This window comes from Flavobacterium oreochromis (genome assembly GCF_019565455.1).
GTDB classification, from domain to species: Bacteria; Bacteroidota; Bacteroidia; order Flavobacteriales; family Flavobacteriaceae; genus Flavobacterium; species Flavobacterium oreochromis.
Genome location: NZ_CP067377.1, coordinates 3,369,592 through 3,396,282 on the forward strand (window position 1 = coordinate 3,369,592; position 26,691 = coordinate 3,396,282).

25 protein-coding genes and 2 pseudogenes are annotated in these 26,691 nt (G+C 26.4%); 17 read left to right on the forward strand and 10 right to left on the reverse strand.

The annotated features are described in order from the left end of the window. Positions 1-22 precede the first annotated feature (22 nt). The gene (gene trpA, locus JJC03_RS16265) at positions 23-823 is read left to right on the forward strand and encodes a tryptophan synthase subunit alpha (RefSeq protein WP_235873705.1); all 801 of its coding nucleotides are present in this window, start codon (positions 23-25) and stop codon (positions 821-823) included. Between the two features lie 165 nt (positions 824-988). Here trpA and JJC03_RS16270 read toward each other — a convergent pair whose 3' ends face one another. Continuing rightward, positions 989-5,290 (reverse strand): hypothetical protein, encoded by a 4,302-nt coding sequence (locus tag JJC03_RS16270; RefSeq protein WP_235873706.1) that lies wholly within the window; start codon positions 5,288-5,290, stop codon positions 989-991. Between the two features lie 329 nt (positions 5,291-5,619). Here JJC03_RS16270 and JJC03_RS18400 point away from each other — a divergent pair, with 329 nt between their 5' ends. The 4 genes from JJC03_RS18400 (at position 5,620) to JJC03_RS16285 (ending at position 8,053) form a co-directional block, all read left to right on the forward strand. Further along, positions 5,620-5,751 (forward strand): hypothetical protein, encoded by a 132-nt coding sequence (locus JJC03_RS18400; RefSeq protein ID WP_258932001.1) that lies wholly within the window; start codon positions 5,620-5,622, stop codon positions 5,749-5,751. Positions 5,752-5,970: 219 nt separating this feature from the next. Further along, a complete protein-coding gene (locus JJC03_RS16275) occupies positions 5,971-6,537 on the forward strand; it encodes a hypothetical protein (RefSeq protein ID WP_235873707.1) in 567 nt (188 codons plus the stop codon). 451 nt (positions 6,538-6,988) lie between these two features. After that, a complete protein-coding gene (locus JJC03_RS16280) occupies positions 6,989-7,261 on the forward strand; it encodes a hypothetical protein (protein ID WP_235873708.1) in 273 nt (90 codons plus the stop codon). A 162-nt stretch (positions 7,262-7,423) separates the two neighbouring features. Further along, positions 7,424-8,053, forward strand: a complete 630-nt coding sequence (locus JJC03_RS16285; RefSeq protein WP_088400462.1) for a CatA-like O-acetyltransferase — start codon at positions 7,424-7,426, stop codon at positions 8,051-8,053. A 270-nt stretch (positions 8,054-8,323) separates the two neighbouring features. Here JJC03_RS16285 and JJC03_RS19505 read toward each other — a convergent pair whose 3' ends face one another. From JJC03_RS19505 to prfB, 4 genes and pseudogenes are all read right to left on the reverse strand, one after another. Next, positions 8,324-8,413 carry a hypothetical protein gene (locus JJC03_RS19505; protein ID WP_258932642.1) on the reverse strand — a complete coding sequence of 30 codons (90 nt, stop codon included), beginning with the start codon at positions 8,411-8,413 and terminating at the stop codon, positions 8,324-8,326. A 29-nt stretch (positions 8,414-8,442) separates the two neighbouring features. After that, positions 8,443-9,123, reverse strand: coding sequence for a pyrroline-5-carboxylate reductase family protein (locus tag JJC03_RS16290; RefSeq protein WP_258932002.1), 681 nt, complete (start codon positions 9,121-9,123; stop codon positions 8,443-8,445). Between the two features lie 50 nt (positions 9,124-9,173). Further along, positions 9,174-9,793: pseudogene (locus JJC03_RS16295) on the reverse strand (L-threonylcarbamoyladenylate synthase). A gap of 215 nt (positions 9,794-10,008) precedes the next feature. Further along, positions 10,009-11,104, reverse strand: a protein-coding gene (gene prfB / locus JJC03_RS16300; protein WP_235873709.1) for a peptide chain release factor 2 whose coding sequence is annotated in 2 segments (ribosomal slippage) — positions 10,009-11,040 and positions 11,042-11,104 — 1,095 coding nt in all. Because the reading frame shifts where the segments join, the coding sequence is not laid out codon by codon here. A 124-nt stretch (positions 11,105-11,228) separates the two neighbouring features. Here prfB and JJC03_RS16305 point away from each other — a divergent pair. Beyond that, entirely contained in the window at positions 11,229-12,254 is a 1,026-nt protein-coding gene (locus tag JJC03_RS16305) for a threonine aldolase family protein (RefSeq protein WP_088400494.1), read from the forward strand. Positions 12,255-12,784: 530 nt separating this feature from the next. Here the strand turns inward: JJC03_RS16305 and JJC03_RS19335 are convergent. Both JJC03_RS19335 and JJC03_RS16310 read right to left on the reverse strand, forming a co-directional pair. Further along, positions 12,785-13,150, reverse strand: coding sequence for an acyltransferase family protein (locus tag JJC03_RS19335; RefSeq protein WP_374226272.1), 366 nt, complete (start codon positions 13,148-13,150; stop codon positions 12,785-12,787). Between the two features lie 239 nt (positions 13,151-13,389). Beyond that, positions 13,390-15,478 (reverse strand): annotated as a pseudogene (locus JJC03_RS16310) (LTA synthase family protein). Between the two features lie 59 nt (positions 15,479-15,537). Between JJC03_RS16310 and JJC03_RS16315 the strand changes: the two are divergent. From JJC03_RS16315 to JJC03_RS18415, 6 genes are all read left to right on the forward strand, one after another. Continuing rightward, positions 15,538-16,020 (forward strand): hypothetical protein, encoded by a 483-nt coding sequence (locus JJC03_RS16315; RefSeq protein WP_088400474.1) that lies wholly within the window; start codon positions 15,538-15,540, stop codon positions 16,018-16,020. Between the two features lie 641 nt (positions 16,021-16,661). Further along, complete coding sequence (locus JJC03_RS16320) at positions 16,662-17,639, forward strand: catalase family protein (protein WP_235873710.1); 978 nt, start codon at positions 16,662-16,664, stop codon at positions 17,637-17,639. Positions 17,640-17,653: 14 nt separating this feature from the next. Beyond that, the gene (locus JJC03_RS16325; protein ID WP_123867138.1) at positions 17,654-18,067 is read left to right on the forward strand and encodes a DoxX family protein; all 414 of its coding nucleotides are present in this window, start codon (positions 17,654-17,656) and stop codon (positions 18,065-18,067) included. A gap of 10 nt (positions 18,068-18,077) precedes the next feature. Beyond that, positions 18,078-18,407: a DUF2834 domain-containing protein gene (locus JJC03_RS16330; RefSeq protein WP_088400480.1), complete on the forward strand. Its 330-nt coding sequence runs from the start codon at positions 18,078-18,080 to the stop codon at positions 18,405-18,407. Positions 18,408-18,604: 197 nt separating this feature from the next. Then, on the forward strand, positions 18,605-18,934 hold the full coding sequence (locus JJC03_RS18410; RefSeq protein WP_258932004.1) for an NAD-dependent epimerase/dehydratase family protein: 330 nt from the start codon (positions 18,605-18,607) through the stop codon (positions 18,932-18,934). Positions 18,935-18,993: 59 nt separating this feature from the next. Next, complete coding sequence (locus tag JJC03_RS18415; protein WP_258932005.1) at positions 18,994-19,245, forward strand: Rossmann-fold NAD(P)-binding domain-containing protein; 252 nt, start codon at positions 18,994-18,996, stop codon at positions 19,243-19,245. 103 nt (positions 19,246-19,348) lie between these two features. Here JJC03_RS18415 and JJC03_RS16340 read toward each other — a convergent pair whose 3' ends face one another. Genes JJC03_RS16340 through JJC03_RS16350 form a run of 3 tightly spaced genes read right to left on the reverse strand, consistent with a single transcriptional unit; the run spans position 19,349 to position 20,848 of the window. Further along, complete coding sequence (locus JJC03_RS16340) at positions 19,349-19,867, reverse strand: DinB family protein (protein ID WP_088444374.1); 519 nt, start codon at positions 19,865-19,867, stop codon at positions 19,349-19,351. A 55-nt stretch (positions 19,868-19,922) separates the two neighbouring features. Then, positions 19,923-20,336: a ketopantoate reductase family protein gene (locus JJC03_RS16345; protein ID WP_235873711.1), complete on the reverse strand. Its 414-nt coding sequence runs from the start codon at positions 20,334-20,336 to the stop codon at positions 19,923-19,925. Between the two features lie 17 nt (positions 20,337-20,353). Continuing rightward, the gene (locus JJC03_RS16350; protein WP_235873712.1) at positions 20,354-20,848 is read right to left on the reverse strand and encodes a ketopantoate reductase family protein; all 495 of its coding nucleotides are present in this window, start codon (positions 20,846-20,848) and stop codon (positions 20,354-20,356) included. A gap of 274 nt (positions 20,849-21,122) precedes the next feature. Between JJC03_RS16350 and JJC03_RS16355 the strand changes: the two genes are divergently transcribed. The 5 genes from JJC03_RS16355 (at position 21,123) to JJC03_RS16375 (ending at position 26,487) form a co-directional block, all read left to right on the forward strand. Next, positions 21,123-21,893, forward strand: a complete 771-nt coding sequence (locus tag JJC03_RS16355; RefSeq protein ID WP_258932006.1) for a glycosyltransferase family 2 protein — start codon at positions 21,123-21,125, stop codon at positions 21,891-21,893. Positions 21,894-22,172: 279 nt separating this feature from the next. Further along, positions 22,173-23,606 carry an MBOAT family O-acyltransferase gene (locus JJC03_RS16360; protein WP_088444372.1) on the forward strand — a complete coding sequence of 478 codons (1,434 nt, stop codon included), beginning with the start codon at positions 22,173-22,175 and terminating at the stop codon, positions 23,604-23,606. A 650-nt stretch (positions 23,607-24,256) separates the two neighbouring features. After that, complete coding sequence (locus JJC03_RS16365) at positions 24,257-24,715, forward strand: alginate O-acetyltransferase AlgX-related protein (RefSeq protein WP_235873713.1); 459 nt, start codon at positions 24,257-24,259, stop codon at positions 24,713-24,715. A gap of 4 nt (positions 24,716-24,719) precedes the next feature. Further along, positions 24,720-25,493, forward strand: coding sequence for a glycosyltransferase (locus JJC03_RS16370; protein WP_235873714.1), 774 nt, complete (start codon positions 24,720-24,722; stop codon positions 25,491-25,493). A gap of 187 nt (positions 25,494-25,680) precedes the next feature. Beyond that, positions 25,681-26,487, forward strand: a complete 807-nt coding sequence (locus tag JJC03_RS16375) for a glycosyltransferase (RefSeq protein ID WP_088444369.1) — start codon at positions 25,681-25,683, stop codon at positions 26,485-26,487. Positions 26,488-26,691: the final 204 nt, after the last annotated feature.

A 26,691-nucleotide genomic window follows, 5' to 3' on the forward strand; every position in this document is an offset into this window, starting at 1 on the left:
ATATCATATATAAATTAAAACAATGAATAGAATAAACAATCTTTTTACATCAAAAATAAACGCAACAACAAGCCCCTCCTTTGGAGGGGTTGGGGAGGCTGTTCTTTCCCTTTATTTTACCGCAGGTTTCCCCAACCTAAACGACACCGTAACCATTATCGAGACCTTAGAAAAAAACGGAGTCGATATGATCGAAATAGGTTTGCCTTTTAGCGACCCATTGGCCGATGGTCCCACCATACAAGAAAGTTCGACCATTGCACTAGAAAACGGAATGACTGCTGCCCTACTTTTCGAGCAATTAAAAAACATTCGAAAATCCGTTTCTATCCCTTTATTAATTATGGGATATTTTAACCCAATGATGCAATATGGTGTCGAAAAATTTTGTCAGAAATGTGCCGAAATAGGTATCGATGGTTTAATTATCCCCGACCTTCCTCTGGACATTTACGAAGCCGAATACAAAAGCATTTTCGAAAAATATAAGATAACCAACATCTTTTTGATTACCCCACAAACAACCGAAACCCGCATTCGCCAGATTGATGCCTTATCTAACGGATTTATCTATATGGTAAGTACCGCGAGTGTTACAGGAAATCAAACAGGATTTGGCACCGCCCAAATGGAGTATTTTGAGCGCATTGCTGCTATGAATTTAAAGAACCCACAAATTGTTGGTTTTGGTATTTCAGACAAGGAAACGTTTCAACAAGCGACTACGTACCAAAAGGGCGCGATTATAGGTAGTGCGTTTATTAAGTATTTGAGAGTGAATGGAGTGAATGGGATAGATGATTTTGTGAAATTGTTGCGATGAAGGAAATGCCTGAATTTTTTTCAGGCTTTTTTTTATAAAATATACTTTTAACAGCTAATTACTAAATATTCTCCTTGAATTTATAATAAAAAAACTTCCAAAAACATCAACAAAACACTTATTCTATAAGCATTATAACAAACACTTTGTATTTATAAACTTATTTTATATAACCTCAATCCTTAAATTAGGATTTCCAAACAAGTGCATTGCTAGTCTCCCTTCTGCTACATAATATGCGTTTGAATTTGACTCTTTGTATCTTGCTAATTCATTATTGGCATAAAAAACTGCTTCACTTATATAAACACCTGTTTTAAATTTTTTAATAAACTCATCAAACCAAAACTCGGGGATAGTAACTTCTAATCCCCAACATGGAGCAATTACACTCTTATATCCTAGTTCTATAATTTCATGCACCAACGAAATAACGCTATTAGAGAAAAAGTTTTTATCCATTTTACCAGAATGACAAACAAATAATATTGCTACATCACCCTTGCCAAACAATACCTTATTCGAGATTATCGCACTGTAGTTTTCTTGACTCTCATAGATAGCTTTAAACGATGACCCATTTAATTCTCCATGAGCAAAGAAAATATTTATATTTGAATCTATTGACTCTAAATCGATACTAGTTATTGTTTTTACATTATTTACTTCTAAAACAGGTTTTAATTTCTCATAACCATAACTTATTGCAGGGTCTGCTGCTTCTAATGGAACCCAACAAGTAGAAGTAAAATCTTTCTTTATTATAAATTCTTTATTATTTTCAATAAACCACTCTAATAAAATTACATTAGTTAATTTATATTTTGAACCTAGAAAATCTCCATTGTCTACTATCAAATTAATTGGATAATTAATTAAATCTAAACTTGTTGAAATTAAAATTTCATCATATTCAAAGTTTAACTCCAAATTTGTAAAAGATAAGTCATTTAGGAGTTTGTTATAAGCACTTTCTTGTTCACTAATATCAAAATAATTCTTAGAATTAAAGTAAAAATTTTCTTTATTCTTGAGCCAACTATTCATCTTATCAGCATTCCATTCTCTTGGCTTTCTTATCAAAAAATCTCCGCCAGAATTTATCAATAAATAGTAAACTTCTTTATTTGATTCAAACAAATAAACATAAAGCTGATTTTCTTTTATCTTAATTTTACTTTTGATAAATTCAAAATAATTATCAATAAAATTTAAATCACTATTATCCTGTATAAATGGTACTAGAGTATTTTTTTCAAAATATGAGTTCTTATAAATTAGTCTAATGTCATTTGCAATTAAACCAGATAACAAAATGCTTTCAATGTCATTGTTTGTTATTCCTTGTTGAATAAGATTATGCATATCTAATTCGAGGTTTTGATTTTCAAAAATATAATCAGAAAATGATATAGTATTTAATGATTTTTTTATGGCTTCTATAAAATTATTTTTCAGATTTTCATCAGAAAAATGTTTTTCTTTTATTGGTAAGAAATATTCTTGGTCTACTTTACTTTCAAGTAACTCAATGAATTTATCTACATCAAATTTTTCGTTTACAAAACCATCATTAATTAACCTCTTGATATTGTAAAAATAATTTAACCAAGGTAAAATCCCCTTTTCTTTATACTTAAGAATTTTGTTAACACTTTTGTTAAAATAAGTAAAAGAATCTTCAATTAACGAATCCCTATTTTTGATATTTGCATTTAAAAATGCTGATAAGTAATAACTTAAATGAATTTTTTGTTCATCATAGTCTTTAAGTTTGATTGATTTTAGAAAGTTAAAAACACTTTTAATTAAATGGGTTGAATAAATATTTCTTGAGAATTTTAAGATATTAAAAAACACTTCAACAATTTCTGAATAAGTTAAGTTTTCTTCAATCGATAATGAAGTTATATATAAACATCCATAAACAGTTGCATCAAATATATTTTTCTGTTGTTCAGAACATAAAAATAGAATTCCCCAACCTCTATAAACTTTTTTTTCTTGAATTGAAATTAAGAGAATTTCTTCTGAAAGGTTTCTGGCTGTTTGATAATGATTGTTAAAATTCAATGCAGATATAATATTGTTAACAGCACTATAAAATTCAAAATGTAAAAAATATTTTTCCTTAAAATTTTTTATAATACTCAATGATAATAAAAAATTTTGAAAATCATCAGGAGAATATCTGGTAATTGTAACAGTAGATAATATTTTAAGATTAAAAGTTATTATCTGTTTTTCTTCAATTTTGGTAAAAATTGAATCTGATTTAAATTCCGAAATTCTAATTAAATTTTTATCCCCAATTAATTTATCCATTAATTTCATAACATTATCACTTTCAAATTTTACGGTATTAAAAGTTTTTGTACTCTTAATTTTTATACCTCCGAGTTCATTCAGTGTATTAGTAAAATAATGAATTAAATGGGCAAATCCTCTTATATTAATTTTTTGAAAAGACCTTGAAATTTCAAATCTATTCAAGCTAAAGTCATATTTACAGTGAGCTAATAAATTAAAAATATCCGTTAAATAATATTGAATGGATTTATCAATTTTTTTAATTTCATTATCATTATAAGAATTATAATATTGCTCTTTTAACACAGAATTCAGTTGATGAATTTTAGCTTCAATATTTTCATTTTCATCCACATAATCACAAACATCAATATATAATTGCATTAAAGTTGAATTAGGGAAAACAGAAACCTCTTTCCAATATAGTTTATTTAATATTTCAACAACTGGTAAAGGATTATATTGAAAATTAATAAAAACATCATTAAACTCATCCTCATTTTCATAGTATCTAAATTTATTGTAGATAGAAGTTTTTTGATTTTTAGAATTATAATTTATCCTTGCTCTTTGAAATTCCCCAGTTACAAAATAATTTTTCAGTAATCTCTTATCAAAGACACTTATTCCATTTAGAAACATTCCTGAAAAAAGAGAATAGTTTATTAACACTATTGGCAAAATACTTTTGATATCATTTGATTCCTTTAAAAATTCTATTTTTCCTGGAATCCTCTCAATGTGTTCATTTATATAATTTAGCGAAATAGCAATCTCAGAGAATTCAATAGGCATTTTCTCTAATAGAACAATTTCAATTAGCAGTATGTAATCTCTTAGCTCATAAATAATATTATTCTCAAATCCTTTTTCATTGTTTTCTATCAAATCAAATTTATATCCATTGTCTATATTTAGTCCTTCAATTAATTCATTTTTAAAACTAAGTATTTGATCTTCTATTTTAACATTAACATATTCAAAAATGCTTTCTAACAATAAATCAACATTTGGTGAACTTAATAAGGAAAATGATAAATATATTGTTTCATCAAAACAAAATAATGGTTTTCTCCAAAAATAAGGCTCTTTGTCTGTCTCTGTTATTGCATCAATAATTTTACCAATGGAATCTTTTTCTACGGAGCTTAAATAAAATATTGCATCTATTAAATCTTGTTTTTTTATTTTGTACGCCAGTGAATTATTTTCTGCATTAAAGTGTTTTCTAATTTGATGATTAATAATTCTTTCTATGTAAATTATTATTTGATAAATATCTATTAATTTCAAATTATCAAAGTAAGAAAGAATTATGTTTTCAATATATTTATCTGTTTTTAAATACCTAGAAAAATCCAATGATTCATTATCATCTTGTTGATTAGATTTTTTAAATTGTACATTACAAATATTGCCTTTTACAACTTCTAAGTCTAGTATGGTGTTCTTAATAAAATTGAATTTTTTATTATGTTTATGTGTAAATGCCCTATATTCATTGATATGATTTCTATCTCTTATATCTGAAGTAGTTATAAAAGTTTTAATTTTTTTGAATTCTTCTGAAATTGTAATTTTCGTTTTGTTAAATTCTTCATCAATCAATATTGAACCTCTTTCTTCTATAAGAATTTCGTAGAAAGATTTAAAGCTATGTAAATTACTTGCAAAGTGCCATACTACATAAAAATTTTTCTCTTCTTCAGGTAAACATTTTTTTATATCCTGCTTACTTTTAAGATAATTCTCAAGTATAAATATTAATATATTAAGAATATCACCTCCTCTCTCCAAGATATCTTTTGCATTAATCTCAACATTTTCATTATTATTATATTTTATAAAAGCAAGACTCTCAGTATTAATAGATAAAGTTTCTCCTTCAAGAGCTTGCTTAAAAATATCAGAGTATGCTTTTAGTTGAATCTGGTTTATAGAATTGTATATAAAGTCTAAGATTTCTTGTTTATTACTAAATGTAGAGAAAACACTTAATATTTTATTTACACTTTTTACATATATGTTATTGCATTCTATAGAGAAATTTATAAAATCCTGATTTTCTTTATTTATGCTTTGAAAATCTATTTTCTGAAGTATTTCATCTGTTTTAAAATCAAACGAAAATGGATTTGGAAATTCGATTTCTATCATTTTATTATTTTTTCATTTTATTTGATGTAAAATATTTAAATCAAAAATACATTATGGTTTCAAGTAAAAATAATATATACTGATGCAGAGAGCAAAAAAATCTATAATTAAATAGTAAGTTTTTTTAATATACTAAATAGTATTTTATTTGTTTGTTAGTAAAATTTAAGTATTTAATTCTCCGTTTAGCAAGAAGCACAAATTATACACAACAAAATAATTGCAACTAGTAATCTGTGTCCACAACAGTAGCACATAAAGTAATTTATCCATCAAAAAAAAAAAATTAAAAAACTCGCTTACAACCATTTCCACAAATCCCACTAAATATGAAATCCTTATTAAAAGATTTACATCAAGCAGCTACCATTTTATCTAAATATACAGGAGGTTATTCAGTGAAATATACCTCAGCGGAAGCATTTCATAAAGACCTTGTAAACAAAATACAAAAGCTATAAGGCGGTGATAAAAGTGTACTACCCCAATTATGGCATTGGTTTGCTCCTACTTGTCAATGGGATGATTATGTTGGTGATGTTGCATTAGGGGAACAACTATTTCAAAAGTTAGAAAGGTTAGTAAAAACTTGATAAATCTAACACCTATTTCTTATTCATTTAACGAATTAATTATATTTTAGTTTTTATATAAACAAACAAAAAAGCTTTAAAATAGAAATGAGAAAAATAATTTTAATATACTTTTCAATCATAAGTATTTCTTGTAAGAACAAAAACATATCTGAAATAACCGACAAGAATCATATTGTTTCAGATAAAGAAATTTATAGTTTTTTGAGTTCTATTTTAAAGAATCAAACGAAATCCATTACAAAATGTAATAATGATGATGTTCTTGAATTTGTTCAAGAAAATAAAGAATTGAAGAGTATGCTCACTGAAAAAGATTTGGTGTATATAAAAAAACAAATAGGAAACGAAAATAAATTCTCTATTAATTCAGAATATTTAAATGATTACGATGTTATTCCAGAAGGAAAATTAAAAAAAATGTTTCGTGAAAATAGAAATCTAAACACTTTTTGGAAAGAATTTGAAAACGAATATGAAACTGAATCGTTTTTTTCTATAAGCTTGCCAATATTCTCATTAAACAAAGAAATTGTAATAATCACTACTGAAGTTTTACATAAAGAAGGATTTAAAGCTCGAGGAAAACAAGTTTATAGAAAAGTAAATGGAGAATGGAAACTTTATAAAAATTTCACAACATCAATCAGCTAAAATAATTAAAACTCATTATTAAAGTAATAACATAAAATGAGTTTCGAAGCAATAGTAATACAGAATATATATAACCATAAAAACAAATTAAAAAGAAAAGACGCTTCGTGCCTCAGCGTGACAAGATTGCGTGTAGAGGTATCGAACTTTTTTACCCTACAGTTTGTCAATCTGACGCAGGAAGATTCTAAAAAAGCTTAACTTGATTGCAATGCTTACTTCTCAATGGGATGATTTTGTTGGTGCTGTTGCATTAGGTGAACAACTATTTTAAAAGTTAGAAAGATTGTTTTCAATCGAAGATAGCTAACCGTGGTAGAAAATATTTATAAGTTAAAGCGAAATATACTTTGATAGCTAGTTTTAAACTATATTTGAAACCAATAAAAAACAAATAATGGAATATTTAATAATAACTTTTTGTGCAATTATATTTTTAATATCAATCATAATGTTTATCAAATTATTAAGTGGAAAAGTTATTCTAGAAACTAAAGCTGAATATACTAATCATACTTTAATCATTGAAAAAACAGGTTATTATTCACTTTGGGTATTTGGTGAAATTTTTACGAACCCTGATTTAGAAAAATTCAACACTAAAATTACTGATGAAAAATTTAAAAAAATTTTGGAGATACCTGCTTTATTCAGACCAACTGTAACTGATGTGGAAACAGGATCTCTGCAATTAAAATATTTTTATTTTACAAAAGTGATTTAATTTATTTTTACCAATAAAAACAGGACACAAAATATATCTTAACTTCAAAAATCAAATTAAAAGTAATCCTTAGAGCCATTTCCACGAATCCCACTAAATACACTAGCCCGTTGTAGTAATGATTTTTAAAAAAAGCTTTTTAAATAATCTAATGAAATAATAATGAAAAAAATTGACTTAGCTAACTGGAAAAGAAAAGAACATTTTGAATTTTTCTCTAAAATGACCAGTCCAATTTTCGGAATAGTTACCGAAGTTGACTGCGATGAATGCTATAAGAATTCTAAAAAGAATGGCAAATCTTTCTTTGCAATGTATTTACATAAATCAATGATTGCTGTTAACTCTGTTAACGAACTAAAATATAGGATTATTGAGGATGAAATAATAGAATTCGAAAAAATTCATGCAGGAATAACTATAGGAAGAGATGATGAAACTTTTGGCTTTGGTTTTGTTAATTTTTCTCAAGATTTTGAAACTTTTAATATCGAATTACAAAATGAAATTTTAGCTGTTAAAAGTTGTTCTGGTTTAAGACTTAATGATGATGATATTAAAAAAGATTTAATCAGACATTCAACTGTTCCTTGGAATTCATTTAGTGGATTACTACACCCAACTAATTTTTATCAAAAAGAATCTGTCCCAAAAATTACTTTTGGAAAGTTTACAATTAGAGAAGGGAAAAAAATGCTTCCTATTTCTATAGAAGCTCATCATGGATTAGTGGATGGTTTTCATATTGCAAAGTATTTAAATGAATTCCAAAATCAACTTAATAAAGAATAATAGCTACTACTGATAAAAGTGATAACTCAAAACTTTTATTAAAGAACATAAAAAACGACCTCTTTAAAAGTTTTTTTAGAGAGGTTACTATTCAAATAACAAAAAACAAATATTTTGAAACACTTCTTTGTTTCTATTATTTTAATAATTCTTCACAAAATTCCTCCCTCTGTAATAATAGAAGTGATTACAACTAATTTTCTATTAACATTTGTTTTAAAATTGATCTTTAACAATAGTACAATATTATAAATTTCTTAAATACATTATTTAGTCTCCTAACTCTATTGCTCTTTGATTTGCTTTTTTAATAGCCATAGCTACAATAGAATTCAAATTACTTTGATCAAAAACTGAAATTGCTTGCTCTGTTGTACCTCCTTTAGAAGCTACTTTTTTATCAACTCATCATTAGATAATCCAAAAGAAGCTTGTAAATTAACTGCTCCTAAAAAAGTTTGATGTACTAATAATTCTGCTTCAGCTGTAGAAAATCCCAATTCTTGAGCTACTTTTATCATAGCATTCATAAAATAAAAAACATAGGCTGGTCCGCTACCTGAAACAGCAGTTGCAGGATTAAGCATTTCTTCATTTTCAACATAAATAGATTTTCCTGTCGTATTAATCAAATTTTGAATAATAAATAGATCTTTTCTATCTGTTTTATCTGACGCTGAAAAAACAGTCATTCCTTGTCCTATTTGAGTTCCTAAATTAGGCATAGAACGTACTATTTTATCTACTTTTAACAAATGAGTTATTTTTTTAATAGAAACACCAGCCATAACAGATAAAACAATCGTTTGCTTATTTAGTTTTCCTTCTAAGACCTGTGCTACTTTTTCAAATTCTTGTGGTTTTACTGCTAATATAACAATATCTATATCTTGGTTAAAAGGAAAGTTATCTATAGAAAAATTATCTAAGGGAATTGAAAAACAATCCTGAATTTTTGGCAATGTACGAGTGTAAACAAAGATATCTTCTTTTTTTATAAAATGTGATTTTATAAAACTCCCAACAAAAGTTTTTCCTAAATTACCATAACCTACTATTGCTATTTTCATTCTTCCTATTGTTTAAAATTAAGTAAATTCTAAATAGTAAAATTTAATACTTAAAAAATTTCAATACTTCCTTTTCCTTCGCGAATTACTTCTGGTTCTGAACCTGATAAATCAATTACGGTTGAAGCATGATTATCACCATAACCACCATCAATAACTAAATCAACGATATTTTGCCACTTTTCAAAAATTAACTCAGGATCTGTTGTATATTCAATAATTTCATCCTCATCATGAATTGAGGTAGAAACAATAGGGTTTCCTAATTGTTTTACTATTTCAATAGCTATTGTATTATCAGGTACTCGAATACCTACTGTTGTTCTTTTTTAAACTCTTTTGGTAAATTATTGTTACCTGGCAAAATAAAAGTATATGGTCCTGGTAATGCTCTCTTTAAAATTTTAAAAGTAGATGTATCTATTTGTTTTATATAATCTGATATATGGCTTAGATCACTACATACAAATGAAAAATTTGCTTTTTCTAATTTTACTCCTTTAATTTTAGCAATTCGTTCTAAAGCTTTACTATTTGTAATATCACATCCTAAACCATAAACAGTATCCGTTGGATAAATTATAAGTCCGCCTTCTTTTAGAACTTTAATAACTTTTGCTATTTCCTTTTCATTAGGATTTTGAGGATAAATCTTTAGAAACTGAGCCATATTTTTTTTATTGATATAGAGTTATAGTATAATAAACTTAAAAGATCAAAATTAAGTTAAAATTATTTCTTTTTTTATTTTATAAAATAAACTAAAAAGTCCTGTTTAAAAATTATGATAAAAAAGGGATCCAAAAAAATCAAAACTTTATGTTTTCCAAAACATGAGAAGATCAAACTAGAGATTTATTTTTTTAGAAACCTTTTTTACACTATTTATTCTTGTTTTTGCCCCATCATCATTAAATAAGCTTTTAAAAATGAATCTAGATTACCATTCATAACACCATCTACATCACTGGTTTCATACTGAGTCCTAACATCTTTTATTAATTTATAAGGGTGCATTACATAATTTCTAATTTGAGAGCCCCATTCAATTTTCATTTTACTAGCTTCTATATCAGCTCTTTGTTCTAATCGCTTTTTTAACTCTATTTCATATAACTGTGAACGCAACATCTGCATCGCTCTTTCTCGGTTATCATGTTGAGATCGTGTTTCAGAACATTGAATTTGAATCCCTGTTGGCTTATGTAATAATTGAACTTTTGTTTCTACCTTATTAACATTTTGACCTCCTGCCCCACTTGAACGAGCTGTGGTTATTTCTATATCAGCAGGGCTAATTTCTATTTCAATAGTATCATCTACTAGAGGGTAAACATAAACTGATGCAAATGAGGTATGACGTTTAGCATTGCTATCAAATGGGGAAATACGAACTAAACGATGCACTCCATTTTCTCCCTTAAGATAACCAAAAGCAAATTCTCCTTCAAATTCTAAAGTAACGGTTTTAATTCCTGCTACATCTCCTTCTTGAAAGTTTAATTCTTTGACTTTGTATCCATTTTTTTCTCCCCACATTAGATACATACGCATGAGCATACTCGCCCAATCACAACTTTCTGTTCCTCCTGCTCCAGCTGTAATCTGTAAAACTGCACTCATTACATCTCCTTCATCTGAAAGCATATTACGGAATTCAATATTTTCTATATGCTCTGTAGTTTGAAAATAAAGATCATCCAGCTCTTCTTCCGAAAATTCTCCTTCTTTATAAAAATCAAATGCTATTTGAAGCTCATCAGCCAATTCAATGGCTTTATTATAATCTTCAACCCATTTCTTTTTTGAGCGTAAATTTCTTACAATAACTTCTGCTTCTTTTGGATTATTCCAAAAATCTGGAGCAAATGTTTTTTCTTCTTCATTTGTAATTTCAATTATTTTGGCATCTATGTCAAAGATACCTCCTCAACGCACCTAGGCGTTCTACAATACCTTTAATTTGATCGGCATTTGTCATAATAAATTTCTATTTTTGGAGTTTTTAAAAAAAAATTAAAATACTATTTTTGTATTTACTTGGAACATCATCTGTAAATATACAGAGTTCTTTCCTAAGCAAAAGTACCAATCCTTTTATAATTATGGAAATAAATTTGGTAAGTGATACCGTTACAAAGCCTACACAAGAAATGCTACATGCTATGTACAATGCAAAAGTAGGTGATGATGTATATAAACAAGATCCAACAGTTAATGCTCTAGAAAATAAAGTTGCCAATTTATTTGGTATGGAAGCTGCATTATTTTTTCCATCTGGTACTATGGCAAATCAAACAGCCTTGAAATTAAATACACAACCAGGAGATGAAATTATTTGTGATCGCTGGTCTCATATTTATTTATATGAAGCAGGTGGAACCGCTTTTAATAGTGGTTGTTCATTAAATTTAATTGAAGGACAACGAGGCATGATACATGCAGATCAAGTACGGAAAGCAATTAACGATCCTGAATTTTATCATGCCCCTAAAACAAGCCTAGTTAGCATAGAAAATACTACAAATAAAGGAGGTGGAGCTTGTTATGATGTTCAAACCTTGAAAGAAATAAAACAAGTTTGTATTCAAAACAATCTGAAATATCACTTAGATGGTGCTCGTATTTGGAATGCTTTAGTTGCTAAAGGACAATCTCCTAGACAATTTGGAGAATTATTTGACACCATATCTGTATGCCTCTCAAAAGGATTAGGAGCTCCTATAGGATCTTTATTAATTTCAGATGAGAGAACGATAAAAAGGGCTCTTCGAATTCGTAAAATATTTGGTGGTGGTATGCGTCAATCAGGCTATTTAGCAGCTGCTGGTATTTATGCTTTAGACAATCACTTTGAACGATTAAAAATAGATCATAAAAGAGCGGAAGAACTTGCAATAATGCTTAAGCAATTACCTTGGGTAGCCTCTGTAGAGCCTGTAGAAACAAATATTGTCATCTTTTCTATTCAACCTTATTTAGATGAAAAAATGATACTTGAAAAACTTAAAAGTAGAGCTATACACATCAGTTCAATGGGACAAGGAAAATTGCGTATGGTAACACATTTAGATTACCGTCAAGTAATGCACGAATACGTTTTAGACATACTCCCAAAAGTCCCTATGTGAATTAATTATATTTTAATTGTGTTTGATTTCTGATTAATTTATAAAAGAAAGTTTCTACTTTTGTATAAAATAATATTGATATTAAATTTATGATTACAAAAATGGTCCAGTAACCAAAATATTTATGAAAGAAATCATATAAAATTCCCAAATGAATTAAATAAAAAGCATAAGAACTTTTACCTAAAATTTGGATTATTTGAGTTGATAAAAATTTACTAATAATCGTTTTTTCTCTAATTAACCCTATAAAAAGAGGTGTAAAACAAAATAATGGAAAAAAATCGTATTTATAATTTTTCCTACCAAAAGATCATTCCCATATAATCCAGCTGTTGGCTTTAAATATACTAACCAAAAAATACCTAAGAAAGTAAATAAAGTCCCAATATAAGTCATATTTTTAGACTGTTTTTCTTTATTCCTTTTTATAAATGATGCTAGATGTATCCCTGAAAAAAATTCAAAACATCTACCAAAAAAGGTAAAATCTAGCATAAAAGTAATATCATTTCTATAAAAAATTAGTCCTAATAAAATACTAATAATAGGTAAGAAATAAACAAAAAAATTTCTTTTCTTAATAAGAAAAAAGGAGCTAATAAATAAAAAAATTCTTCTACAGTTAACGACCAACTTTGAGCTATACCTGTAAATTTTAAGTTATTAAAAAAACCTTTTATAAAAGTTATGTTTGATAAATATATTTCAGCATTAAATACATTAGTTTTATAAGATGTATACAAAAAAGTAAGAGTAGTCAGAATAAAAAAACTAGGATAAATTCTTGCAAATCTATTTATAAAGTATGATTTCCATATTACCTTTTCATCAAAATATCGATTCGCAATCAAAAATCCGCTTAAAAAAAGAATAATGTCACGCCAACATGTAATTCTGTAAAAAAATCATATATAAATGGTAATGATTTTCTATTTGAAATTGGATTAAAGTGATGAAAAAAACCATACTGGCAGCAATAAAGCGTATTCCTGTTAAACTAGGATAATATTCTTTCATTAGTCATTTCTATTTCTTTTTTATCTTTCTATAAAACACTAATTATTTAAAGTAAAAAGAGGGTATCGAGTTTATTTTAAGATAGCTCCTACATAATTATCAAGATTAAATAATACTATTTTTTTTGATATTGTTTTAATTTAAGAATTTTAGAAACTGTTTGATAATTCGCAATCGTCTCTTTCTCTAATTGATTATCTAAAACTTTTTTAGGAATTTCATCATACATAATCTGAAACTCTTTTGGTAAAGCTGATGGTTGCAGAACTAAATCAAATTGTTTCACCTTTTGCTTAGGTGAAATAATTGTAAGTATATTATTTTTTATATAACCAAGATCTTGATAAGTTGCTATAAAAGCCCTTGGTTTATAACTCAAAGAATAAACATCTTGTCCATAAAACTTACTTGTATAACTAAAACCTAATCTCCCTAATAATGTAGGCATAATATCTATTTGTGACATTAAAATTGGATTTATAGTTCCTTTTTTATTAGGCTCAAATATCATAGCAGGTATACGATATTTATCCATTGGCAATTCTGTTTTTCCAGCACTTGATGCACAATGGTCTGCAATAATAACAAAAACGGTATTATTATACCAACTTTGCTTTTTTGCTTTATTAAAAAATTGGCGCAATGCGTAATCTGTATATTTAACCCCTCCTTCACGCGATTTTGCATCATTTGGAATATCAATTTTACCCGCTGGATAAGTAAAAGGTCTATGATTACTTACCGTCATCCAATGATTAAAAAAAGGTTTTCCTGACTTAGCTTCTTCATTCATTACTTGAATTGCTTTTTTAGCCATATCTTCGTCACAAACCCCCAAACATTTGAAAAGGTTATGTCAGTAGATTTGAATGTTTTCTTATCAACTATTTCATAACCATTTCCTCCAAAAAAATCTTCCATATTATCAAAATAAGCATCTCCTCCGTATAAATATTTTACGGTATATCCTTTTTCTTTAAAAACACTACCTGTAGAAAATTTATTTTTATTATCTTTTCTTTTTACAATACTTTCTCCTGGTGATGGAGGAAGACATAAAGTTACGGCTTCTAATCCTCTAATTGTTCTATTTCCAACTGCATATAAATTAGTAAACTGCGTACTCTGAACAGCTAAACTATCTAAAAAAGGAGTAACATTAAGCTGATTTCCATAACATTTCATAAAATCAGCACTCAAACTTTCAATTGTTATCAATACTACATTTTTCTTTGTTTCTGGTAATTTAGAGATAATTGTTCTTTGAGACGTTTCTTCTTTCAAATCTCCTAATTGTTCTTTTAATAATGTAAATGCTTCATTTTGGGGAATAGTCTTATAAAATTTTTGATAATCTAATTCACTATTCATAAATGCTAAATAAAAACGATACAGTCCATTTGCTTGCAATTCATTAACAAAAACATTTGAAGAAGTTTCTTGTTTAACTAAAATAGGAATTACTAAAACACCAATAAAAGTTAAAAAAATATAAGCTAGAGTTGACTTCAATTTATCTTGAACAGAAGGAAGTTTATTTAAAAAATTAGAAGATTTTTTCACAATTCTATATGTAAAAAAAACAGTAATCAATCCAACAGCAGTAAACAATGGAACAATAGGATACGATTCCATTATATTCTTTATTACTTCATTTGTATAAACTAAGTAATCAACAGCTATAAAATTATAACGGACACCAAATTCATTCCAAAAAAGAATTCACTAATGGTATTTTGCACTATGATAAGAACCACAATGAAAACCGTTATTGAAAATAAAATAGTACGTATTAGGGTTCTATGCTTAGGAAGAAAAAGCATTAACCCAAAGAATAAAGTCTTAAGGGCAATAAAAGTTATACCTATTTCAGGTAAAACACCTCCGTATTCGTTTAAAATTGTGTTACCAAAACTTACATAAAATAAAAGGACACAAAAGGATCCAAAAAGAATGTATCCCCAAGGTTTTTTATATTTATCATTAGATAAAAATAATAAATACAGCCATAGTAAGCCCGAAGCAATAGTAAAAACAAAAAAATCAGAAATTAATCCTGTTAGAAAAATTTTCCCTAATTCTTTCCAAGTAAAACTAGTAGAAGTAATAGGATGAAATAAGAGTATAATTCTTAAAATAAAGTTACTAAGTAAAAATAGATTTAATAGCTGTTTGTAGGGCGACTTTTTTTCAAAAAAATTCATTGTTTTTTAAATTTTGGCAAAATTAACTATTAATTTTGGCATAGTATAAATTTTAGATAATGAATTCTGCACATTTACATTTATTGATCAATCACTTTCCTATTATTGGATTATTTTTTGGTATAATTATTTTAATTTATGGAATTTTCAAAAGAAATCATTTAGTTTTGAATATTGCTTATATGATTTTAATTTTTTCAATGGTAACCGGAAAATTATCGATGATTACAGGGGATAAAGCAGAAGATTTTATAGAAAAAATGAATAACTTTTCCAATAACTTAATTGAAATTCATGAAGAAAAGGCAGAAATCTTTATGAAAATTATGTATATACTGGGCGTAACATCTATTATAGGATTAATTGCTAACAACAAAAAGCATTCTAAAACACATTTAATAGCAATTTTAATATTAATTACAGGAACAATAGGAATAATTCTTTCACAACCAGTAGGTACATCTGGTGGAAAAATTCATCATAATGAAATTAATGAAAATCTATCCAATACAAGTAAATCTAAACCGAAAATAATGAGGTAATTTATAAATTGCAACTTGTTTATAATTTTAATTACAAACAAAAGTATCATCTTAAAACTAAATTTTTCAAACAAGGTAACTTATAAAGCTATCATTATATTTCAAATATAAAAAGCAATTATCTTCAATATTAAAATTGATCCTTTTTCATCACAATTCATTTAGTTTAAAACGTAAACTAAAATATTAGAACTTAAAAAATAAACTTTTAAAATTCAAAGAGGTTGTCCTAAAAGTAAAAAATCAACACACAGTTTGTCACTCCGACGTAAGGAGGAGTCTTATAATCAGTACTATGTGATTTCTCCCTTTGGTCGAAGTGACAAGATTTCGGACTTTTTGGAGAGCCTCTTTATTTTCAATCTATAGTACAAATAAAAAACAAAAATTTGAATTTTTACTCAAAAATGAATGAACGTTCATTTATTTTTTTAATTTTACACAGTGAATTTTTCAGTAAACAAAGAAAAAGAAGCAATTAAAACAATATAAGTATAAACTTCTTTTGAAGTACTTAATTACTTATACATAATACAATTCAAAAGAATGATTGTACACTATAAAAAATGAAATATTACTTTTTAATAAAATTTAAAAAATAATACACTCTGAGATTAATCAAAATATTTTAAATAAAAATAATGAGCGAACAAGAACTAATATTAAATATGCAAACTATTCTCCAAGAAAAAATGGAGAAAGATTATGCTAAAGGTAAAACTGAAAGAGATGCACATCCTAGATCTTTAGGATTATTAAAAGCTAATTTCAAGATTATAAAAAACTTACCAATAGATTTACAAGTAGGCATATTTCAACCTGGTAAAATTTATAAATCTTTTGTAAGAATATCTAATGCTAGTGGAAAAGTACAATCTGATAAAGAAAAAGATATCAGAGGTTTTGCTATGAAACTTATTGAAATAGAAGGAAAACGTTTTGATACTACTGAAAGTCATACGCAAGATTTTTTAATGATATCTCATCCTACAATGCCTCTTGGCACTATAAAACTTTTTAGAGACGCTATATATTATGCAGTAAAATGGAATCCTTTGATTTTAGCAATGAAAATGTTTTTTACTGGTAATGGCAAAATTTTGAAAGAACTCAATAATGCTAAAAAAAATCAGACAAGCCCATTAGACTTAACTTATTGGAGTACAACACCCTATATGTATGGAGATAAACAAATAAAGTTTAGGATAGTTCCTACCTCCAATACTAAAAGCGAATTACCAAAAGTTCTTAGTGAAAATTATCTAACTGAAAATATGATAACGCATCTTCAAAAGGATATTGCAACATTTGATTTTTTTATTCAGCCTTTCAGTGATGAAATAAATACTCCTATAGAAAATGCTGGAATTGAATGGAATAGTCCTTTTATAAAAGTTGCAGAAATAGAAATTCCTATTCAAAATTTTAATACAGAAGAACGTTTTGATCTTGCTGAACAGTTATCATTTTCCCCATCTAATTCATTAGAAGCCCATAGACCAATTGGAGGAATAAACCGTGCTAGAATAGAGATTTATAAAGCTTTATCAAAATTTCGTCATGAACGAGATAATAAACCTATAATAGAACCGACAATAAATGATCTTAATTTTAAATAATAATTATTCTAACAATGAACAAATTTAAATCAATTAGTTTCATAGTATTACGCTATTTACTTGCGCTATTTATGATAAATGCTGGTGCTCAACACTTTATTAAACCTGATTTTTATACTCCTTTTGTTCCTGATTTTCTTCCTTTTAAAGGATTTATTATACTCGGATCAGGGATTATAGAATTAGCTTTAGGTATCTTATTACTTTTAAAGAACAATTTAGCAAAATATGCAGGATTGGGAATTTTTATATTAATGCTAGTCTTTTTACCTATACATATTAAAGATGTATTAGTTGAAAATCCTTCTATAGGATCTCATAAATTAGCTATCATACGCTTACCTTTCCAATTTATATTTTTAGCTTGGTCATGGGGTATTTGGAACCATTTAAAAAAACAAAACGAAACTTCAGAAAATAAACAATAAAACAAACCGTATGAAAAGAAAACATATCTATTTATTATTAAGTATCTTGGGAATTTGCTACACTTGGTTTTTTAATATTCAATATTTTCAAACAGCAGTGGATCCTTCTCTTCTAAATTTCTTTAGAGATGCAAAATGTAGTCTTCCTGCACAATCACTAGAAGCAGATTTAAAGGTAGTAGTTCTAACGTTCTTTGCTTTTTACATTCCTGATGCTATCCGTTTGAAAATTAAATATTGGTGGACTTTAATTCCTCTCACTTTTTTAATTGCTGTCGCTTTTACATTTCCTTTTTATTTATTTCTAAGAGAATTAGCTCTTGAAAAAGAAAATAATTAATATGTTAAATACAAAAAACATCTTGTTATACTTACTTCAAGATCAAACAAACAAAACGTAACAAACTAATAACTGTTGCACAACTATAGAATTATATAAAAACATTTTAATTCAGAGTTGTGCAACTCATTATTTTCATAATACAAAAACTATAATTCTACCTTAGAAACTTATTATTAGCATTTAAAAAATATAAAATGAAAAAAACTGCTATCATACTTGGAGCCACAGGACTTACTGGAAGTTATTTATTAAAATTATTATTAACAAGTGAAAATTATGAAAAAGTAAAAATATTTACGCGAAAAAGTACTGGTATAAAACACCCAAAGTTAGATGAAATTACAGGAGATATTCTTCATTTGGAGAAATATTCTAAAGATTTTAAAGCAGATGAAGTTTTTGTTGTATTGGTACAACTAAAGCTCAAACACCTAATAAAGAAGAATATTTTGCTATTGATTATGGTATACCTGTTAATGCTGCTAAATTATGTGTACAAAACAACATTTCTACTTTTAGCGTAATTTCCGCCATTGGCGCCAACCCTAATTCATCTGTTTTTTATAGTCGCACTAAAGGTCTAATGGAGCAAACTATTTTACAGTACAAAATCCCTAACATACTTATTTATAGACCTTCCCTAATTTATGGAGAAAGAAGGGATAAACGTTTTATAGAAAATATTGCTAAATTATTAATTAACGGATTACGATTTCTTTTGATAGGTAAAATGAAAAAGTACCGTTCAATTACAGGTCAAGAATTAGCTAAAAATTTATTTTTAGGTACTAAAAAAACAGGGCATAAAATCATTGAAAGAGATTTTTTTGTATAATAAATAAAAGAATTCAAAAAAGATATAGTTAAATTATTTTTAAACACTTCCTTGGATAAAGAACAAAAAATTACATTTTAACTATATCTTCAAATTCAATAATTTATTTAGCCCTAAAATCACTCAAATTATCTTTCATTTGTTCAATATGTCTTTGGGTATGATGAATCATGAAATTTAACCAATCTACAATGGTCATATCTCCTATTTTAGGATGCTTATGAACCCTATTATCTACTAATACTTCACCTTTCTTTAGGGCAATTTTAAAAGCTTCTCGTTCGTTAATAAAAACTTCTGTAAGAATAGTCATTTCTTTAAATTCTCCTTTTGGTAAAAGAAATTCAGGGGCTAAAATTTTTTGCTCTTTTCTTTTATCCATTAAACCTTCTCTTATTTTGTCATTTCCAACAATTTCAGTCTGAGTACTTATTGTAGAAGAAGGTTTCGAAATAATAGAAAAGATAATTTGATCAGTTAAATAAACATGCTCTAAAATTTCGGGAATATTCCAATTTTCTTGCTTTTTAAAATTTCGTTCAGCTTCTGTTGTAGTATTTATGAAATTCAATATTTCATTAGTAGTATAATCCAATTGGAATATAATTTTTTCTAGATCCATTTTTATATTTTTAAATTTATTATGATTTTTCCTTTTAAAAACTCTTTGTAAATATTTATTTATCAATAAGAATTTTATATAATTTTGAATATGTAGGGGTTTTTATTCCAAAATCCACCGCTGATTTAATGATGTATCCTGTTAATGTTTCTAATTCAGTATACTCTTTTTTATTTTTAAAATCATTGTGCATAGATGAAGTTGTATGATAAGGTAAAGATGAATATTTCATAAGAGTTTTTTCTGTTATATCTTTTGAAATAATAATACCTTTTGCTTGAGCTAGTATCTTTACCTCTTCTATTAATAATTTTATAGTTTCTAAGCTTTCAGATGTAGAAATAACATCTCCAATACATCTATTATAATAACTAGTAGCTGTAGCAATAGGAGAAAGAAAAATAAATTTTTCCCAAATTATAGATAAAATATCTTGAGATAAAGTAGCTTGAATACCCGCTAGTTTCATTAACTTTTCAAAAAATATTAATTTATCATCTCTATATTCAACATCTCCAAAAAAAGAGTTTCAATATTACCTATATTTTCAACTACACCTGCTTCTCTTAAACGTGAAACAATATATACACATCCTTCTAATACAATATTATTAGGATATTTTCTTTTTATTCGCTCTTTGCTATTAACACCATTAAGTAAAGGGAGTAAAATAGTATGCTTAGCAATACATGGATCTAGTTGTAAAATTACATCATCAAGATCATAACTTTTAGTAGTTATGATTATTAAATCTACTACTCCAAAATCAAATGAATTATCAGATGCAATAAAAGGTTTAGCAATAAAATCAGCTCCTTCTTTTAAAACAGTAAGCCCTTGATTTTTAATAATTTTTAAATGTTCACCACGAGCTAAGAAATTAATTTCAATAGCATCACTATTATTAAAACAACTAGCTAACAATCCTCCAAAATATCCTCCAACCCCTCCTACTCCTGCTATCAATATTTTCGTTTTCATACATTAAAAAGATAATTTGATTAAGAAAAAATAGATATTAAATAAGCTCTTATAATCCTACAAAAATCTTATTATTCACACAACGATTAAGCCTTCTTTTAAATCCAGAAGTTATTTATACCTTAAAGATAATAAAAATTTACATTTAAAAAATTTATTCATTATTTTAGAAAAACATGAACAGTTTTACCTGATGGTAATATATTTCCAGAAGAAGAGCAAATAAAAATATTTATTCAAAAGAAAATTTTTATTCTTTACCTTTGTTTAAAAAATGAAAATGAAAATCTCCGTTGCATTATGCACCTATAACGGTGAAAAATATCTCAAGGAGCAAATCCTTTCTATATTAAATCAAACAAAAAAAGTAGATGAAATTATTATTTGTGATGATATATCTTCTGACAATACTTTTTCAATTATAAATAATTTTGCAAAAGAAAACCCTAATATTTTTAAAATTTATAAAAATGAGAATAACCTTAAAAGTGTTAAAAATTTCGAAAAAGCAATAAATTTATGCAATGGAGATATTATTTTCTTATCAGATCAAGATGATATATGGTGTAATAACAAAGTAGAAGATTATATAAAATATTTTATAGAACATCCAGAAATCAATGTAATCGCATCAAACGGTTTTTATATAGATGAAAATTCTAAAAAGCATGAGATGTATTCTATATGGGATGTTCCTAAATTTTTAAAAGAAAAGAAAATAGATTTTAATTATCATCAATTAACTATACTAGGTAGAAATATAGCTACTGGTGCATCAATGGCTTTTAGGAGAATTATAATTGAAGACATCTTACCTTTCCCTACAATAGATAATTTTCATCATGATGAGTGGATTGCTATGATTACAAGTTCAAAAAATCAATTTAGCTTCTTAGATAAACAATACTTTTACTATAGAATACACAACAACCAACAAGTTGGAGGAGTTTTTATAAAAAAAACAAATCTGAAAAACAAAAATTATTGGATATTTTTAATTTTGAAAGCCCTATTAATTCTTTCAATATATACAAGAAAAGAATAAGAAAACTAATTTCAAATTATAAGCTAAATTCTGAATTAGAAAAAACAAATTTGAAACTAAGCTCCTTACTTAAAAGTAATAAAGAGATAATTATAAAACAATACCAACGTAATAAAAGACAAATGAAAAAAAAACATCCTATTAAATTTTTTTTACTATCTATTTCAGATAAAATACTAAATAAAAGAAATTTTGATTAATGATAAAATTACCCCAAAATATTAAAAAGTAAAGAGATTACATTTTTTCATATATTTGAAAACTTAACAAATTCAAACAATGTTATTCAACACTTTAGATTTCGCATTATTTTTACCTTTAGTCTTTATTTTATATTGGTTTATAACTAATAACAATTTAAAATTACAGAATATTCTACTTTTAGTTGCTAGCTATTATTTTTATTCTTGCTGGGACTGGAGGTTTTTATTTTTATTAATCTTTTCAACATTATTAGATTATTTTACTGGGTTAAAGATTGACAAATCAGTTTCTAGAAATAAAAAATTATTTTGGCTTTGGTTAAGTATCATAATAAATGCAGGCTTTTTAGGATTCTTCAAGTATTATAATTTTTTTGTTACTGAATTTACTCATCTAATTTCAGTTTTCGGATATCAAATCAATTCTTGGTCGCTAAAAATAATTTTACCTGTTGGAATATCTTTCTATACTTTTCATGGTTTATCATATGTTATTGACATTTACTATGGTAGAATAAAAGCAGAAAAAAATTTCGTAGATTACTCATTATTTGTGAGTTTTTTTCCTCTTTTAGTAGCAGGCCCTATTGAAAGAGCAACTCATTTATTACCACAAATCAAAGTATCACGTAAATTTAATTATCACAAAAGTGTAGATGGTTTAAGACAAATATTATGGGGATTATTTAAAAAAATTGTTATTGCTGATCAATGCGCCGAAATGGCCAACATCATTTTTGGAAACTATCAAGAATATTCAAGTATTAGTTTAATAGGTGGTGCTATCTTTTTTACTTTTCAAATTTATGGTGATTTTTCTGGATATTCGGATATAGCTTTAGGAACAGCTCGATTATTTGGTATTGAACTACTCCGCAATTTTGCATTCCCATACTTTTCAAGAGATATAGCTGAATTCTGGAGAAGATGGCATATTTCATTATCTTCTTGGTTCAAAGATTATCTATATATACCACTTGGAGGTAGTAAAGGAGGGACTTTGATGCGTGTAAGAAATACTTTTATTATTTTTATTGTAAGTGGTTTTTGGCATGGAGCAAACTGGACTTTTATAGTTTGGGGATTACTTAATGCATTATACATTATACCATCTATTATTTTCAAAACGAATAGAAATTATTTAGAAATAGTTGCCAAAGGAAAATTATTACCCTCATTAAAAGAAAGTATTCAAATAACATCTACCTTTGCTTTAACCATTTTTGCGTGGATTTTCTTTAGATCCTTAGACATGAATAATGCTTTAAACTTTATCATTAGACTTTTTAGCTTTACAGAAGGATTGCACCTAAATGTTAGAGAAGATCTTATTATTCCCATTATCATCTTCTTCTTAATAGAATGGATTGGAAGAGACCAAGAATATGCTATAGCAAATTTCGGTTTAAAATGGGCCTCATCACTCCGATATACATTTTATATAGCCATAATTATTTGTTTATTTTGGTTTGGAGGGAAAGAACAACAATTTATATATTTTGATTTTTAAAATCGTTTAATCTAAAAACAATATAGATTTATTTTTTAAATAATGAAAAAATTAATTTTTAAAACCCTATTATTTTCCACTCCCTTTTTGTATCATTTATAGTACTTAAGTATTTCTATATACATTATCAAGGAGATTTATTTAGATTAGGCTATTATACTCATAATTATAATTACGAGTGGAAAAAACTTTTCAATAGTGATCAATATAAAAGAAAAAGACATTTTGATTTAGTTTCTGAAATAGACCTATCTAAAAAACATCAATATGATTTTTTAGCAATTGGAGACTCTTTCACAGAACAAGGAGCTTATTCTCATCAAGATTTTTTAGCTGAATACACAGGAAAAAAAGTATTACAATTAGATCGTTTCTATCATGATAATCCTCTTGAAACCGTAAAACGCCTTGCTAAAGGAGATTTTTTCGAAAAAATAAAGTGTAAATATATTATACTACAAAGTGTAGAAAGATACATTACCGAAAGAGGCTATTTTTTAGCCGATCAAAACAAAAATAATATTAATATTTCATCTCTTGATAGCATTAATGCTAAAAGAGAGAAAGATAAGGTAAATGAAAAATTAAATCTTGAATATAAAATAAATTTCTTCTCAAAAGATGTTATAAGATTACCTCTTTATAATTTTTTGTATCTATTTAGTGATAATGCGTATATATCAAAAACATATCACGTAAAAACTAATAAATCATTATTTAGTACAAATAATAATTTTTGTCTCTTTTACAAAGATGATTTAGATTTCAGAAAAAAAAGATGTGATAGAAGTGCTATAGAGCAAACAAATAAATATTTAAATAATTTATCTAAAATATTAAACTCAAAAAATATAAAATTAATAACATTAATAAGTCCAGATAAATATGATATCTACTATCCATATTTTCAAAATAAAGATAAATATCCAGCCCCAATCTTCTTTAATATATTCAACTCTTTACCAAAAAATTATATATACTTAGACAGTAAGAGTATATTGAAAGAAGAAATAAATAAAGAGAAAGATGTTTACTTATTTGACGATACCCATTGGGGGGCATTAGCAGCAAAATCAATAGCTTTAAACATTAAGAAATTATTAAAATAAAAAGATGAAAATAAGTGTTTGCATGATTACCTATAATCATGAGAAATATATAAAACAAGCAATTGAAAGTGTTTTAATGCAAGTAACAGATTTTGATTTTGAATTAATAATCTCAAATGATAATTCTAATGACTATACGGATAAAGTAATCAATGATCTTTTAACATCTCATCCAAAAGCAAATAGAATAAAATATATTAAAAACCAACAAAATCTAGGTATGATGCTAAATTTTGTGCAGGCACTCCAAAACTGCCAAGGAGAATATGTTGCTTTATGTGAAGGTGATGATTATTGGACAGACCCTAAAAAAATACAAAAACAAGTAGATTTTTTAGATAAAAATCCTAGTTTTTCAATTTGTTACCATTCAGTTGCTATTGATGACGGTACTACAATTTCGGAAGATCACATTACTAAAAAAGTTAATGAACATACCACAATACATGATTTAGCTTTAGGAAATTACATACATACATGTTCAGTTGTTTATAGAAACAATTTATTTGTCAATTTTCCTGACTATTTTTATGATGCACCAGTTGGTGATTATTTTATACATCTCCTAAACGCTCAATACGGAGATATATATCATATATCTGAAAAAATGGCGAATTACCGTATTCATAACTCTTCCTATTGGTCTAGTAAAGCTGATAAAGAACGAATTTCAATTTGGATTGAATTCTTAGAAAAAATAACCCCATTATTTAATACTGAAGTTCAATTAATTCTTAAAAAACAAATAGCTTCACATATCAAGAATAAAAAAAAATAGCATTACGTGAAAGAAAAAAATAATTTTAGATAATATTAAAAGTGTTTTTTTAAAATAAATTAAAGGTTCTATTTACTTTTTACAATTGAAAACACCTCAAATATTTAAAATTCAAAGATTTAAATAAAATTCAAATCCATTCAAGCATATTTGCCGATCCATACAAAAAATATTATAAATAACTATAATGATGAAAGTCAGTGTAAGTATGATTACTTATAATCATGAAAATTATATAGCTCAAGCCATTGAAGCAGTTTTGATGCAAAAAACAAATTTTGAAGTTGAATTAGTAATATCTAATGATAATTCAACGGATAATACACATGAAATTATTAAAGACGTTATTGCAACCAATAATACTAATATTAAAATCAAATATTTTAATAATTTAGAAAACAAAGGAATGATGCCTAACTTCATTCATAATTTAGAACACTGTGATGGCAATTATATTGCACTTTGTGATGGAGATGATTATTGGACTGATCCTTTAAAACTACAAAAACAGATTGATCTTTTAGAATCTAATTTAAACATTGCAATTTGTTATCATCAAGTAAATTCAGATTATAATGGATCTATAACTGATTATACTTCTGATAAAGAGTCAATTACTAGCATTAAAGATCTTGCTAAAGAAAATTATATTGTAAACTGCTCAGTAGTTTATAGGAATGGTTTAATTAATGAATTACCCAATTATTTTATTTCTTCTCCTATTGGTGATTATTTCTTACATTTGCTAAATGCAAGAAAAGGCGATATTTTCTATATAAAAGAAAAAATGGCTAATTATAGAATACATGACAGTTCTTACTGGTCTACAAAGAATTCTTTAGAACGTGCAGAAATTTTAAATAGGTTCATTACAAATATCAAACCTCATTTTAATCAAGAAATTCAAGATATACTACAAATACAATTAGAAAAATTACCTAGAAGAAAAACTACTTTTTTTAAAAAAATATCAAATTTTTTATCAAGAAAATAGAATATGCACAATAAAAAAACCATCCTAATGATTTGCTCATGGTTAGACTTTAAGAAAAATATTGGTGTATTTTTCTGGGAGCAAGCATATGCCCTTAGTGATGATTATATTTTTATTTTATGCTTTTTCAACAAAAAAAAATACAAATTAAAAGATATTTTTAAGTATAAAAAAACTGAAATTAAAAATCAAAAGATATATAAT